Raw genomic sequence first — 12,718 nt, forward strand, 5'->3', positions numbered from 1 at the left:
CCCATGACAACCGATCAGATCGCCGCCCTCTGCCTCGCCTTGCCCGGAGCCCGCGAAGACCTCAAATGGGGTAGCAACCGGGTGTTTTCCGTGGCGGGCAACAAGATGTTCGCCATCCTTCATTTCATTGGCGAGAATCTGGCATTCAAGGTCGATAGCGACCTGTTTCTCGGTTATGTCGACCGTCCTGGCATCCGCCCTGCGCCTTATCTGGCCCGCGCTCACTGGATCAGCATGAGCGCCCAGCGCTTGCCGCTGAGCGACGACGAGTTGCGCCAGTTACTGACACGCTCACATCAACTGGTAGTGCGCAGATTGCCCAAACGCCTGCAGCCGGGATTGCTGCTATAGCGGCGTGGCCATCTCAAGGTGGATGCTCCGTCGCTGCTGCAGGTTGACCGGTGGCTCGAATACCTGATGGAAGTGCTCCCGGGCCAGGCGGCGTATCAAGCCGCTGCGTTGCGCCTGCGGCAACAGTTCCTGCAGTAAGCGCTGCAACTCCGGGCGTTTCGGCGAGACGTAGAGGATGTGATCCTGTGCGTAGCGGAACACCAGGTTGCGTTCCACCTCCAGTTCAGTGTGCTGCATCCATTCATGCGCGATTTCGTGGGCACCGCGGGGCAGGTAGTCGATCGGCCGTGTCGGCGAAGCCACCATACGGTAGAGCCGTTTCCAGTCGCCATCGATGGTCGCCACCGGCAGCTCATTGGCCTCCCAGATTACCCGATCCGCCCAGGCTGCCCCCATGCCAGCTACCTGCTGCAGACGACGAAAATCCTCCAGACCGTGCACCGGGTCATACAGCGCCTGGCTACCCTTGCGAATGAACAGGATGCGCTGGTTGACCAGGTTGTCGGTCATGTCCACCCGCACTGGCAGGAACCTGCGCTCACGCTCGGCCGTCGGCCCGAGGATCAGTGCGCTGATCTCCCCACGCTGGAGCATGAGCTCGAGGCGCGTCATCGGCAGACTGCCAAGCTCCCGCACCACGACCGGGTGTCCTCCCAAGGCCAGCGCCTGCTCAAGCACCTGCCGGCAATAGGCTACCGACTCGGGCGTACCGCCCAGGGTCAATGGCACCACGGTTGACGCTTGGGCGGGGCCAGAGAAGTAGCCCATCAGGCACAGGCCCAGCGCCCGAAAACAGGCCGCAAGACGTTGCCGGACACTGCCTACGCCGAAGGTTCTCATTATTGTTTTCATGACCTGGTTGCTCCCGCCAGACAGGCGGGCTCCGGACGCCAACATAGCCGCTTAGCGCGGTCCAATGCCAGCGTGCCTGCCAACTGGCCTGCTACTGAAGGAGTGAGGGGATATGGCGGGCGATGTAGGCACCATCGAGCAATAGCAGGTCGATCCAGAACAGCTGATGAACGGCGACGATCAACCAGAAAATCGCTTGATAAGACAGCTTGCGGGTCTTGTGACGAAAGGTCTGCTGAGCGACCAGCGCCCCTGGCCAACCACCGACCAGCTCGATCAGGTGCAGGGTATTTTCCGCCGTGCGCCGGCCACCGCTCTGGGCACTGCGTTTATCCAGCCAGTACTGCAGAAAACTCAGCAGACTGGCCAGCAGATAAAGCGGTAATACCCACCACAAGCCTTTACCAAGCAGCTGCAAGGCGCCGATCACTGGCAACAGGCATAGCAAGGCGAGAATCACGCTCTTGCCGGCGAAGTTCTGGATGGAGCCCTGCCTCGCTGCCCTGTGCGTGGACCTGGCGGCAGACTTCCGCGCTGCTGGAGCCGCCTTGCTGGAGGTTTTCGGTTTACGCCGGATCGCCTCCCGATCAAGGCTCAGCTGCGCAGCCAGGCGCAAATGTTCGGCACGCGGCCGCCCTCGTTGATCACGCCCTTCGATGAACAGCACCTCGTCGCCGGGTTGCGGGCGACGGTCACCGCGCATCACCGAGATGTGCGCGAAGACTTCTGCGCCTCCGTCCTGCGGCTGGATGAAACCAAAACCCTTGGCATCATCCCAGTTTTTCAGGCGCCCTTTGCGCTCGTTGCCGATCACGCTTGCGCGGTACTCCAGTCGATCAGATGCAGCTGCCAGGTGGCGAGAATCACCACGCCAAAGGCGATTCGGTACCAGGCGAACACCGCATAGCTGTGACTGGTGATGAACTTGAGCAAGGCGCGCACGGTGATCATCGCCACGATAAAGGTGCTGACGAAGCCGATGGCGAAGATCGGCAAGTCACTCATCTGCAGGATGTGGCGGTACTTGATCAGCGAATAAACCGTGGCTGCAACCATGGTTGGCATGGCCAGGAAGAAGGAAAACTCGGTGGCCGCCTTGCGCGAAAGGCCGAACACCAGGCCGCCGATGATGGTGGCACCCGAGCGCGACGTCCCCGGGATCAGCGCCAGGCATTGAGCGAAACCGACCTTGAGCGCCAGCTTCCAGTTCATGTCGTCGACCGTTTCCGCCTTGATCGGGTGATTGCGCTTCTCTGCCCAGAGCATGACGATGCCACCAATGATCAGCGCCATGGCCACGGTGATGGGGTTGAACAGCCAGTGTTCGATCAGATCGGCAAAGGCCAGACCGAAAATCACAGCCGGAACGAACGCCAGCAGCAGGTTGAAGGTGAAACGTTGTGCCTTCGGGTCATTGGGCAACCCCACGACCACACCGAGCACCTTCGCTCGAAACTCCCAGATGACTGCGAGAATGGCGCCGAGCTGGATGATGATCTTGAACGCCGTCGCCGTTTCGCCGTTGAAGCCCAGCAAGTCCCCGACCACGATCAGGTGCCCAGTGCTGGAAATTGGCAAAAACTCGGTCAGGCCTTCCACGATGCCCAGAATCAGGGCCTGAAAGGCCATCCAGATATCCATCAAATCCCCCAAAAGCGCGGCAACTACCTGCGCATGAAACTTCGAACGTGGAGCATGGCCCCGCCCCTGGGACTCAAGCCCGTTGCGGAGGTTCCTTGCAACGCTCTAACGCGGTGCCTGTTCAGGTTCTACCCCGAGCGGCGGAAATGCTATCAGACAACTAGAGTGAATAATGCTTCGATGTGACAGTATTGCCCCGTGCCCTTCGCGGCAGCCCCGAATCCGACAATTACAACAATCAGGAATTGCTTCATGACCAGCTTGCGTAGCCTGCCAATCAGCGAGCGTCTGTGGCTGCTTCTCGCGTTGGCCATGCTGGACGCAGGTCTTGCAGGGCGCTGATATGTTGCGCGAGATTCACACCGACCTTTACACCGGCAAGCCGGGAAAGACCGGCGGCATCGAGCAGAACTTGACGCAGTTAGCCGACCCGTTCAAACGTTTACTCGGGCAGTTCCGTGTGTGAGACGAACATGAGCAGCATGCAGCATCAGGAGGTCGATTTCAGTCGGCCACAGAATCAGGACCTGGTCTGGGACCTGGACAGCATGGCGCGCCGTGAGCTGGCCGAGCGTTTCATCAAGCTGTTCGAGAACCGCCTGTGCGTCTATTCCGAATCGGTGGGGCAGTTGTACACCAACTACAGCCTGCACTTCCCCACCGATCTCGGGCGCAAGATGGTGGTACTGCCCAACCCCTATGCCTTTCACGACACGCTGCATGGCATCGACAGCCAGGCCATTCGCAAGACCGGGCTGTGCGTATTGCCAGGCCGAGTGCTAGGCAAACCGGGTTTGCTGCTCAGCACGCAGATCAAGGACGCCGGGCCGGCCCCCAAGACCATGCCGTTCAAGCCTGCACTGGCGCAGATCATCAGCAACCAGAAGAAAATCGGTGACCTGTTCCTGCCGGTGCTGATGAAGGGGGATCTGCGCGAATTCGACCAGCAGATGCCCTACATCCACCTGCATCGCCTGCAACTGGCACGCCTCGATCGACTCTCCAGCTTCGAGCGCGACGACATCCAGCAAACCATCACGCGCAAACTGCTGATGCTCTATCGACAAGCCGACAGCCTGGTGTGCTGAGCCGGCGACACCAGTACAATCGCCACCCTTTCCACATTTGAGGCCGCCGGATGTCCTGGCTCGAACTCATTGCTGCCGGGCTCGGCATCGTCGCGGTATGGCTGACAGTCAAACAGAACCCCTGGTGCTGGCCCATCGGGCTGGTGATGGTGTTGCTGTATGCCTGGCTGTTCTATGACTGGCGGCTGTACTCCAACCTGCTTCTGCAGCTGCTGTTCGCTGCGCTGCAGCTCTATGGCTGGTGGCAGTGGACCCGTGGCGGCGAACGCCACGATGGGCGCAAGGTCAGCCGCCTGGGCCTGGCCGCGGTCCTGAGCGGATTGCTGATCGGCGCCGGCGGTGCCTGGCTACTGGGCTATCTCATGGCCAATTACACCGACGCCAGCTCACCTTGGCTGGATTCGGCGCTGACTGCATTCAGCCTGGTGGCGCAGCTGTGGATGGCGCAGAAACGCCTGCAATGCTGGGCACTCTGGGTGGTGGTGGATCTCTGCTACGTCGCCTTCTTCCTGTACAGCGAGTTGTTCCTCACCGCCGGTCTCTATGCCGCCTTTACGGCCCTGGCCGTCAGCGGCTGGCTGAGCTGGCGCCGCGACCCGGCATTGCAGTACCAGAGATGAAAGTCCTGGTTCTGACGGGGCCCGAGTCCAGCGGCAAGAGCTGGCTGGCGGCAGAAATTCAGGCGCAATTCGGCGCAATGGTCGTGGGCGAGTACGTGCGTCACTTCATTGACGAACAGCAGCGCGATACCTGCTACGCCGACATCGACGAGATCGCACGCGGCCAACTGGCCTGGGAGGATGCCGCGCGGGCGGCCAAACCTGCGCTGCTGATTCTCGACACGCACCTGCTGAGCAACATGCTGTGGAGCCAATGCCTGTTTGGTGATTGTCCGCCGTGGTTGTCGGGTGAGCTGTTGGCGCGCCATTACGACCAGCATCTGTTGCTCGATCCCGCCGGTGTGCCCTGGGTCGAGGATGGCCAGCGCTGCCAGCCACAGCTGGCCGAGCGCCAGGCCTTTCATCAGGCCTGCCGAAACTGGCTCCTGGCCAACGGGCAACGCTTCAGCGAACTGTCCGGCGACTGGGGTCAGCGTCGACAGGCCGCACTGGAGCATGTCGCGGCGCTGCTCGGCTCATCTGATCAGCACACTGGTCCAGGCCACTAACAGGCTCAGGCACACCACCAGTGTCAGAGGCGTGCGCAATGCCGGATACCAGCGTGGCGCCAGGCCCGCTCGCACGGCATGCATGTCGGCCAGATACAGGCCAACGAAGGAAAACAGGAAGATCGGCAGGGACAAGCCCGTGGGCAGTCCGCCAGCCAGTGCAGCCCAGCCCAGCAACGGCGGTATCACTGAAAGTCCCAGCTGCAGTTTGGCCTTTTCGTCTGCCACTTCACCGCGGATGGCCAGGCCCCAGTGAATGGCGCCCATGAAAGCCAGAATCACGGCGGCATAATCGAGCAACGCCTCCAGTACGAAAGGACGCCAGCCCATGGGAATCACCCAGATACCCAGCGCGCCCCCGACGAATGGAACCAGCCCTGCATACCCCAGCAAAATAGCCAGCTTCGGCGGTTTCTCGGCGTCGAACGGGTGCATGGCGATCTCCTTGACGGCAGTTTGCCGAGCACCTTAGCAGTGTTTATCGCGCGTTACAGCAAGGGGTCAGCGCAAGCGATGCTTGTGCAGCAGGCGGTAGAAGGTCGGCCGCGAGATCCCCAGCGTACGCGCCGCCTGACTCATGTTGTGGGTATAGCGACCGAGAACGTCGTTCAGCGCCTGACGCTCGGCGCGCAGGATGTAGTCCTCCAAGGTCACCGGAGCATCGACGCCGGGCTGTACCGGCTGCAAGCCGAGGTCAACGGCAACAATCTGTCGCCCCTGCGCCAGTACCAGTGCGCGTACCACGCGATTGCGCAACTCACGCACATTGCCTGGCCAGGGGTGGCCGGTCATGGCTTCCAGTGCCTCATCACTGAAACGGCGGTGATGTCGGACGATTGTGGTGCCATGCTGCTGGGCAAAGTGCTCGGCCAGCAGCAACAGGTCGCCAGGATGCTCTCGTAGATTCGGCGTGTGCAGCTGCCGCGGCGCCAGTGATTGAAACAGCTCCGGCGTGAAGCACCTGCGCTGCACTGCCTGCATCAACTCGCCTTGGTCCAGGGTCAACAGCGCGGCATGAGGATGGCGTTGCAGGTGTTCGAGCAGGCGTTGCTGATCGACCTCGGACAGTTGCTCGACGTTTTCCAGCAGCACAGTGCCTGCCTTCGCGGCGCTGAGCAGGCTGATATCGAACCCCACGGCGCAATCGATACAGTGCAGGTCTTGCCGTGCACGGGGTGACCGCTGGTGCAGCAGGTGCGCCAGCAGATGCTTGCCGCTGCCCCGCTCCCCGCAAAGAAGCAGCGGGCCATCACAACGCGCCAGGCTATCGAGCGACTTGCGCACGCTGCGCGCTGGGCCGCTATTACCGAGAAATTGCGCGGTCTGCCGTGCGCCTTTCAATTGCAGTAATCGAGATGCCACCTGAGCCTGTTGCAAGGTTTCCAGCAAAACAGGCATGTCCAGCGGACAGGGTAGCGCCGCGAACAGCCACTCCCCCACCAGTTGTTCGCTGCAGAACTGCCTCAAACGCTGGTTTTGCGTCACGGCGACGCAACTCAGCCCTGAACGCTGCACCAGCTTGAGCAAGGCAAGACTGGGAGGCCGTTCGAGAGACAGCAGAAGCACATCTGCCGCTTCACTGACCAACCTTTCAGGGGGGCAAGGCTTCAAGCTCCAGCCCGCGGCCTGAAGTGGCTGGAGGAGCGTGTCTAATACATCGAAAGGCTCGAGCACCAATACTTGGCGGGATGCGACGGAAACAGCCTCGAACATATTCCATCCTTGGCGCCATTATTTTGTAATTCCAATAAAAACAATACTTTGGCGCGCACAGATGTAACGCTAGCAAGAACTTTGACGCTCCATGGATCATTTCTCTATATCCGTTGTTCCTGTTGGTTATTGCGCAATGCTCCCGATTGCCGCGATGGCACCTTGCCAACGCCGTGCAGTATTGGCATAACAGGCAACTTCATAAGAACGCCACAAGGATGTAACTGATGCGTCTGCTCCGTCGTACCCTGAAGCTCATTCTTGTGCTGGCATTGCTCGGTGTGGCGGTGGCGCTGTATTACGTGGCCAATCCCAATCTCCCGGCTTATCAGCAGCCGAACCAGTTGCATTATTTGCAGCAGTGGACCGATGAGCAGCGCCAGACTTACTACTACACGCCTCAGGGAACCACGGTTAAAGGCCTGCGCTATGATTGGTTCAACGCATTGGAAATGCCGTTCGGCACAGAAAAGTTCGCCCGCCTCGACTACCTCGCCCGTTTTGGTTTTCTCACCGATCCCAAGCAACAGCCCAGCGATCTGAACCCCGGCAATCTTCCGGTCGGTTTTACCCGCCATCAGGACAGCGAGAGCGGCGAACACTTCCTCGATATCAGTTGCGCGGCCTGTCACACCGGCGAATTGCGCTACAAAGGCCAGGCCGTGCGCATTGACGGTGGTGCCGCCCTGCACTCCCTCGCCTCCACCGTCCCTACCTTGCGCGGCGGAGGCTTCGGTCAGGCGCTGGGCATGAGCATGGCCTTCACCTATTACAACCCGCTGAAATTCCGCCGATTCGCCCAGGCGGTACTGGGCGACCAGTACCCGCAAGGCCGCGATCAACTGCGTGAAGACTTCAAGCAAGTTCTCGACAGACTGCTCGCCACTGCATACAACGATTGGCACCGCGGCCTTTATCCCACCGAGGAAGGTTTCGGCCGCACCGATGCCTTCGGTCGTATCGCCAACACCGTGTTCGGCGATGTACTCGACGAGGCCAACTACCGCGTCGCCAATGCTCCGGTCAGCTATCCGCAACTCTGGGATATCTGGAAGTTCGACTGGGTGCAGTGGAATGGCTCGGCCATGCAGCCCATGGCTCGTAATGTCGGCGAAGCCCTCGGCGTCGGCGCCAGCCTGCACCTGCTCGACGAGAACGGCAAAGGCGTCGTCGAAGCGGATCGCTACGCCTCCAGCGTGCGCCTGCATGACCTCTACACCCTCGAGGAAACCCTGAAGCGTCTGCAGCCACCCAAGTGGCCGGAGGCCATCTTCGGCAAGGTGGATTTGCCACTGGCCAGCCGTGGCAAAGCGCTCTACACCGAGAACTGCGCCTATTGCCACGCCCCTGATCCCAAGCCTCGCGACCAGCGCCTGGCGCCTTCGCGCGATCCCGAATGGAAGATGCGTGTCGTGCCGATCAGCATCGTCGGCACCGACCCCACCACCGCCGACAACATCGCCGATCATCGTTTCGATATCAGCCGCCTGGGCTGGACCAAGGCTGAACTGTCCCGACTGGATGTAAAGCTGTACGGCGCCAGCCTCGACGATGTCGATTTCAAGAGCATTTCCAGTGCCAAGGGCCTGGCCTACATCACCGCCTACGTGGAGAACCGTGCCTATCAGGACGCCGGCATCGGACCGCGCCAGCGCGAGGAAATGGACGGTTATGGCCTGCCCATCGGCGTTCAGGAAAAACGCGGCTACAAGGCTCGCCCCCTCGACGGCATCTGGGCTACCCCGCCCTTCCTGCACAACGGCTCGGTGCCCAACCTGTTCGAGCTGCTGTCGCCGGTATACGAGCGGCAGGCCCAGTTCTGGGTTGGCGACTTCGAGTTCGACCCGGTGCGCGTTGGCTATCGCAGCAACAAGTTCCCAGGCGGTTTCCTGCTCGATACCCGCATCACCGGTAACGGCAATGCGGGTCATGAGTTCCGCGATGGCTGTCGCCAGGAAGGCGTCATCGGCCGGGCACTGGCGCCGGACGAGCGCCTTGCCCTGATCGAATACCTGAAAGTGCTTGGTAACGCCGACCTGGAGGTCCAGCTCAGTGAAGTGCCGGTGCGCCCCTGGACACCCGGCCCGAGCTGCGAAGGCTGATTTCAACCGATACCTAGAACAAGGATTACAACGATGTTGAAACGCTTCTGGCTCTGGCTCGGTCGCCTGCTCGGCAAACTGCTGCTCACCGTCGCCCTGGTCGGTCTGGTGGGTTGGGGCTTGGGCGAAGCCTATTACGCCTGGAAATTTTCCGGCCCGGTCTCCACGCAAGAGCAGATTGCCCCCGATGAAGCGCTGCTGACCCGGCTGATCATCGAGGATGCGGTGCGTATCGTCGAACAGCACCGCGATAACACCCGCGTGCTGCGCGACGCCCACGCCAAGGCCCACGGTTGTGTGAAAGCCGAAGTACAGGTGCTCGATACGCTGGACGAATCACTGCGCCACGGCGTGTTCAGCGAGCCTGGGCACGTCTGGCAAGCCTGGATGCGCCTGTCCAACGGCAATGCCTATCCGCAGTTCGACCGCGCCCGTGATGCGCGTGGCATGGCCATCAAACTGCTCGACGTACCCGGCGAGAAACTCATGAAGAGCCCGGCACACGCCGGCGAACAAGACTTCGTGATGTTCAACCACCCTGCCTTCTTCGTCCGCGACGTGGCCGAATACCGCAGCAATTTCGCCGCGCAGGCCGACGGCAAGAAGGTACAGGCCTTCTTTCCCAGCTGGGACCCACGCACCTGGGAGGTGCGCCACCTGGTCATCGCCCTCAAAACCCTGGCTCCAGCGCCAGAAAGCCCTGTGGCCACTACCTACAACTCCATCGCGCCGTTCAAGCTCGGCGACCTGAACATCAAGTATCGCGTGATACCTGCACCACAGAACTGCGCGCCTTATGAGCTGCCGGAGCAGAACACCGCCCTGCCCAACTTCCTGCGCAATGCGCTCTACCAGCAACTGTCACTCGATCGTGCCCCGGCCTGCTTCGAATTGCAGGTGCAAAAGCAGAACGCGCAGTACTACATGCCCATCGAAGACCCGAGTGTCGAGTGGAGTGAAAAGATATCGCCTTTCGAAAGCGTTGCCCGTATTACCGTGCAACCCCAGGACTTCGATAGCCGCGAGCAAAACCTGTTCTGCGACAATTTGTCCTTCAACCCTTGGCATGCATTGCCGGAGCACCGTCCTATCGGTGGCATAAACCGTTTACGCAAATCGGTATATGAAGCGGTAAGCGCTTATCGCCATGAGCGCAACGCCCCAGCCCCCATGGTCGTTGCCCCGCAGCCGATCGAAGAAGGCGCGGAGGTGGAACTTTCGCAGTAAAAAGTTGTAACCCGCACGACGCATAAAGTTCCTGCCAAGACACTATACGGCAGCAATAAAAACTTTTTTCGGCATTGTGTGACTTATGGGTTCGCTGAGTTCATCAACTGCACTGTAAGGCCAGCATCGATAATGTGTTGGCCGCAACTAATTGCTGGGATCAACTCGGAGAAACCGAACCCATGAACACTCCGCTGCGTTTCAACGAAGCCTTGCTGATTGCCGATCGCGCCTTCCGCCCGTTCCAGTGCGTGGCCTGGGCTCCGCAGGACGGCACCGGCCTTGTCAGCATCAGCGTCATCGACCGCACCAACACCCGCGTGCTTGGTCGCCAACTGTCCAGCGCGACCTACACCGACCCACAACAGCTGGAAGATGCGCTGCAGCACTCCCGCGATGAACTGCGCAGCCAGGGCTTCGACCTGGCGCCGTGGAGCATGCCGGAGTAAGTGCTTTCGGGGCGCCTTGTGCGCCCCCTGATTTACCCCGTTGCGCTTGGCCCTGCGGAAGCGGCAGACTGCTGCGATCCCCCCCTGTGCCGAGTTAGCGCCATGCTTGAGCTGCGCCCCAACTGCGAGAACTGCGACTGCGACCTGCCTGCATCCAGCAGCGATGCGCTGATCTGCTCCTTCGAGTGCACCTTCTGCCGCTCCTGCGCGGAATCCGTGCTGGCGCTGCGCTGCCCGAACTGTGGCGGCGAACTGGTAAGACGGCCTATTCGTCCAGCCGAAAAGCTCGAACGCTTCCCCGCGTCCAGCAAGCGCATCCTCAAGGCCTGAAATGAAAAAGGGGCGACTTCCGTCGCCCCTTTTTCTATAGTCAAGTCGCCTATCAGTAGTAGGCGTTCTCGCGGTTGCTGTGATCGGTCACATCGCGCACGCCCTTGAGTTCAGGGATGCGTTCGAGCAGGGTTTTCTCGATGCCTTCCTTGAGAGTGTAGTCAGCCTGACCACAACCCTGGCAACCACCGCCGAACTGCAGCACGGCAATGCCTTCATCGACCACGTCAACCAGGGTCACCTGGCCGCCATGGCTGGCCAGACCGGGGTTGATCTCGGTCTGCAGGTAGTAGTTGATGCGCTCGTTCAGCGGGCTGTCTTCATTGACCATCGGTACCTTGGCATTCGGCGCCTTGATGGTCAGCTGGCCGCCCATGCGGTCAGTGGCGTAGTCGACGACTGCATCTTCCAGGAAAGGCTCACTGATACCGTCGATCCAGGCAGTGAAGCTGGCCAGGCCAACCGCGGTGTCTTCAGGCTTCTGCTCACCCGGCTTGCAGTAGGCAATGCAGGTTTCAGCATAGGACGTACCTGGCTGGGTGATGAAAACTCGGATACCGATCCCCGGGGTGTCCTGCTTGCTCAGCAGCTCGGCCAGGTAGTCTTCGGCAGCTTGGGTAATGGTGATGGCACTCATGGCAACTCCTCACGGTCATGCGGCGGATTGTACGCCAACTGAGGACCTGAATATAGTCCTACTAATTTACTCAGGATAACGGCTGCAGCCCTCTCCGCTCTGCTCGCTCCCCGACCCATACTTTGGCACGAACGACGAGGCGCTTTTCGAGCAACTCGTAACTGGCCCAGCCTGCCAGCGCGATCACCGCTATGCAGGCGGCGATGACGGGTGCCGGTGCGAGGTCGAGGCTGGCCTGCAGGTACCAGCCCAGCGATAGCACGATCACGTGCAACAGATAGACCGAATACGAGCAGTCGCCCATGTGCGCGAGCACACGATTGCCCTTGAACCAGGGCTCCATGGCAATGCAGGCTGCGACGATCAACGCGCTGGGCACGCCCCAGTGCAGCAGTCGCATGGAGTTGTCGAAATGGAAGATGGTCAGCAGCGAGGCGGCGATGACCAGCAGCGGTAGCCACAGGCCGTCGCGAATCCAGCCACGCTTGTAAAGCATGCCCAGCAGCATGCCAAAGATGAACTCGTAGACGATGCTGTTGCGGTAGAAGTCGCTCATCCACGGCTGGGTTGCCAGCAGGCTGAACGCGGCCAGGGCAACGACGATGAACAGCAGACGCAGCCGTTCGGTCACGACGAAGGCCAACGCGAACAGCAGATAGAAGAACATCTCGTAGTTCAGCGTCCAGCCGACATTGAGCGTCGGGTAGAGGCCGAAGCCTCCCGGGTTCTCGGCTGGAATGAACAACAACGAGAGCAGCAGGTGATGCAGGTCGAACTCCTGCACGGGCATCACCGGATTGGCGAAGGCGATGATCAGCGCCGCGATCAGCGAATACAGCCAATACACCGGGGCGATGCGTAGCACGCGATTGAGCATGAAGCGCCAGGGCGTGATGCATTTGCCCTGCGTGGAGAGATAGATCACCAGGCCGCTGATGACGAAGAAGATGTCGACGCCAACCGCACCCCGCTCAGCAAAGAGACGGCCGATAAAGCTGCCGGCCTGAAAATTGAAGAACACCTGCATGACGTGATGAAAGACCACAACCCAGGCTGCCAACGCCCGTAAAGCCTGCACTGAAACCAGCATTGAACCGCCATCCCCCTGATACCGAAATCGAAACCCGGGTGCCCGCAAACAGGCAACCACAAGGTCCGAC

Annotated in this window: 16 protein-coding genes; 9 read left to right on the top strand and 7 right to left on the bottom strand. The window is 60.6% G+C overall.

Translation table 11 applies throughout. The features are described 5' to 3' along the window. Positions 1-3 precede the first annotated feature (3 nt). Positions 4-351, top strand: coding sequence for an MmcQ/YjbR family DNA-binding protein (locus PCLY_RS11810; RefSeq protein ID WP_061239469.1), 348 nt, complete (start codon positions 4-6; stop codon positions 349-351). On the opposite strand, the gene PCLY_RS11815 is transcribed toward PCLY_RS11810, so the two are convergent. The 3 genes from PCLY_RS11815 to PCLY_RS11825 all read right to left on the bottom strand — a co-directional run bounded on the left by PCLY_RS11815 (position 346) and on the right by PCLY_RS11825 (position 2,844). Beyond that, entirely contained in the window at positions 346-1,203 is an 858-nt protein-coding gene (locus tag PCLY_RS11815; RefSeq protein WP_061239471.1) for a hypothetical protein, read from the bottom strand. The two genes, PCLY_RS11810 and PCLY_RS11815, sit on opposite strands and share 6 nt — an antisense overlap. 91 nt (positions 1,204-1,294) lie before the next feature. Further along, positions 1,295-2,017, bottom strand: coding sequence for a DUF1294 domain-containing protein (locus PCLY_RS11820; protein ID WP_061239473.1), 723 nt, complete (start codon positions 2,015-2,017; stop codon positions 1,295-1,297). Next, complete coding sequence (locus PCLY_RS11825) at positions 2,014-2,844, bottom strand: undecaprenyl-diphosphate phosphatase (protein WP_061239474.1); 831 nt, start codon at positions 2,842-2,844, stop codon at positions 2,014-2,016. The genes PCLY_RS11820 and PCLY_RS11825 overlap by 4 nt, the downstream gene beginning before the upstream one ends. A 343-nt stretch (positions 2,845-3,187) precedes the next feature. Between PCLY_RS11825 and PCLY_RS25300 the strand changes: the two genes are divergently transcribed. From PCLY_RS25300 to PCLY_RS11840, 4 genes are read left to right on the top strand one after another with little or no spacing between them, the layout of a single operon-like run. Beyond that, positions 3,188-3,310, top strand: a complete 123-nt coding sequence (locus tag PCLY_RS25300; RefSeq protein ID WP_269451532.1) for a hypothetical protein — start codon at positions 3,188-3,190, stop codon at positions 3,308-3,310. A 7-nt stretch (positions 3,311-3,317) separates the two neighbouring features. Continuing rightward, positions 3,318-3,932, top strand: a complete 615-nt coding sequence (locus tag PCLY_RS11830; RefSeq protein WP_061239476.1) for a hypothetical protein — start codon at positions 3,318-3,320, stop codon at positions 3,930-3,932. 50 nt (positions 3,933-3,982) lie between these two features. Continuing rightward, a complete protein-coding gene (gene pnuC / locus PCLY_RS11835) occupies positions 3,983-4,552 on the top strand; it encodes a nicotinamide riboside transporter PnuC (protein ID WP_061239478.1) in 570 nt (189 codons plus the stop codon). Continuing rightward, positions 4,549-5,100 (top strand): AAA family ATPase, encoded by a 552-nt coding sequence (locus PCLY_RS11840; protein ID WP_061239480.1) that lies wholly within the window; start codon positions 4,549-4,551, stop codon positions 5,098-5,100. Before pnuC ends, PCLY_RS11840 begins: the two co-directional genes overlap by 4 nt. On the opposite strand, the gene PCLY_RS11845 is transcribed toward PCLY_RS11840, so the two are convergent. After that, positions 5,068-5,535: a DUF3429 domain-containing protein gene (locus PCLY_RS11845; RefSeq protein WP_061239482.1), complete on the bottom strand. Its 468-nt coding sequence runs from the start codon at positions 5,533-5,535 to the stop codon at positions 5,068-5,070. The genes PCLY_RS11840 and PCLY_RS11845 overlap by 33 nt on opposite strands. 66 nt (positions 5,536-5,601) lie before the next feature. Beyond that, positions 5,602-6,666, bottom strand: coding sequence for a sigma-54-dependent transcriptional regulator (locus PCLY_RS11850; RefSeq protein ID WP_231740151.1), 1,065 nt, complete (start codon positions 6,664-6,666; stop codon positions 5,602-5,604). Between the two features lie 374 nt (positions 6,667-7,040). On the opposite strand from PCLY_RS11850, the gene PCLY_RS11855 reads away from it, so the two are divergent. The 4 genes from PCLY_RS11855 to PCLY_RS11870 all read left to right on the top strand — a co-directional run bounded on the left by PCLY_RS11855 (position 7,041) and on the right by PCLY_RS11870 (position 10,921). Next, positions 7,041-8,915 (top strand): di-heme-cytochrome C peroxidase, encoded by a 1,875-nt coding sequence (locus PCLY_RS11855; protein WP_061239484.1) that lies wholly within the window; start codon positions 7,041-7,043, stop codon positions 8,913-8,915. A gap of 33 nt (positions 8,916-8,948) precedes the next feature. Beyond that, complete coding sequence (locus tag PCLY_RS11860) at positions 8,949-10,142, top strand: catalase family protein (protein ID WP_061239486.1); 1,194 nt, start codon at positions 8,949-8,951, stop codon at positions 10,140-10,142. A gap of 182 nt (positions 10,143-10,324) precedes the next feature. Next, positions 10,325-10,591, top strand: a complete 267-nt coding sequence (locus PCLY_RS11865) for a hypothetical protein (RefSeq protein WP_061239487.1) — start codon at positions 10,325-10,327, stop codon at positions 10,589-10,591. Between the two features lie 102 nt (positions 10,592-10,693). Beyond that, complete coding sequence (locus tag PCLY_RS11870) at positions 10,694-10,921, top strand: DUF1272 domain-containing protein (RefSeq protein ID WP_061239489.1); 228 nt, start codon at positions 10,694-10,696, stop codon at positions 10,919-10,921. A gap of 52 nt (positions 10,922-10,973) precedes the next feature. Here PCLY_RS11870 and nfuA read toward each other — a convergent pair whose 3' ends face one another. Both nfuA and PCLY_RS11880 read right to left on the bottom strand, forming a co-directional pair. After that, positions 10,974-11,558 (bottom strand): Fe-S biogenesis protein NfuA, encoded by a 585-nt coding sequence (gene nfuA, locus PCLY_RS11875; RefSeq protein WP_061239491.1) that lies wholly within the window; start codon positions 11,556-11,558, stop codon positions 10,974-10,976. A 70-nt stretch (positions 11,559-11,628) separates the two neighbouring features. Then, the gene (locus PCLY_RS11880; RefSeq protein WP_061239493.1) at positions 11,629-12,648 is read right to left on the bottom strand and encodes an acyltransferase family protein; all 1,020 of its coding nucleotides are present in this window, start codon (positions 12,646-12,648) and stop codon (positions 11,629-11,631) included. Positions 12,649-12,718 lie beyond the last annotated feature (70 nt).

The organism is Ectopseudomonas composti (genome assembly GCF_001567565.1).
Classification (GTDB): Bacteria; Pseudomonadota; Gammaproteobacteria; order Pseudomonadales; family Pseudomonadaceae; genus Aquipseudomonas; species Aquipseudomonas composti_A.

What these genes read in the sequence shown, in the direction of transcription:
- nfuA (WP_061239491.1), bottom strand. Translation starts at nt 11,558, where the DNA reads ATGAGTGCCATCACCATTACCCAAGCTGCCGAAGACTACCTGGCCGAG.
- pnuC (WP_061239478.1), top strand. Translation starts at nt 3,983, where the DNA reads ATGTCCTGGCTCGAACTCATTGCTGCCGGGCTCGGCATCGTCGCGGTA.
- PCLY_RS11860 (WP_061239486.1), top strand. Translation starts at nt 8,949, where the DNA reads ATGTTGAAACGCTTCTGGCTCTGGCTCGGTCGCCTGCTCGGCAAACTG.
- PCLY_RS11870 (WP_061239489.1), top strand. Translation starts at nt 10,694, where the DNA reads ATGCTTGAGCTGCGCCCCAACTGCGAGAACTGCGACTGCGACCTGCCT.
- PCLY_RS25300 (WP_269451532.1), top strand. Translation starts at nt 3,188, where the DNA reads ATGTTGCGCGAGATTCACACCGACCTTTACACCGGCAAGCCGGGAAAG.
- PCLY_RS11880 (WP_061239493.1), bottom strand. Translation starts at nt 12,648, where the DNA reads ATGCTGGTTTCAGTGCAGGCTTTACGGGCGTTGGCAGCCTGGGTTGTG.
- PCLY_RS11810 (WP_061239469.1), top strand. Translation starts at nt 4, where the DNA reads ATGACAACCGATCAGATCGCCGCCCTCTGCCTCGCCTTGCCCGGAGCC.
- PCLY_RS11840 (WP_061239480.1), top strand. Translation starts at nt 4,549, where the DNA reads ATGAAAGTCCTGGTTCTGACGGGGCCCGAGTCCAGCGGCAAGAGCTGG.
- PCLY_RS11865 (WP_061239487.1), top strand. Translation starts at nt 10,325, where the DNA reads ATGAACACTCCGCTGCGTTTCAACGAAGCCTTGCTGATTGCCGATCGC.
- PCLY_RS11830 (WP_061239476.1), top strand. Translation starts at nt 3,318, where the DNA reads ATGAGCAGCATGCAGCATCAGGAGGTCGATTTCAGTCGGCCACAGAAT.
- PCLY_RS11855 (WP_061239484.1), top strand. Translation starts at nt 7,041, where the DNA reads ATGCGTCTGCTCCGTCGTACCCTGAAGCTCATTCTTGTGCTGGCATTG.
- PCLY_RS11825 (WP_061239474.1), bottom strand. Translation starts at nt 2,844, where the DNA reads ATGGATATCTGGATGGCCTTTCAGGCCCTGATTCTGGGCATCGTGGAA.
- PCLY_RS11815 (WP_061239471.1), bottom strand. Translation starts at nt 1,203, where the DNA reads ATGAAAACAATAATGAGAACCTTCGGCGTAGGCAGTGTCCGGCAACGT.
- PCLY_RS11845 (WP_061239482.1), bottom strand. Translation starts at nt 5,535, where the DNA reads ATGCACCCGTTCGACGCCGAGAAACCGCCGAAGCTGGCTATTTTGCTG.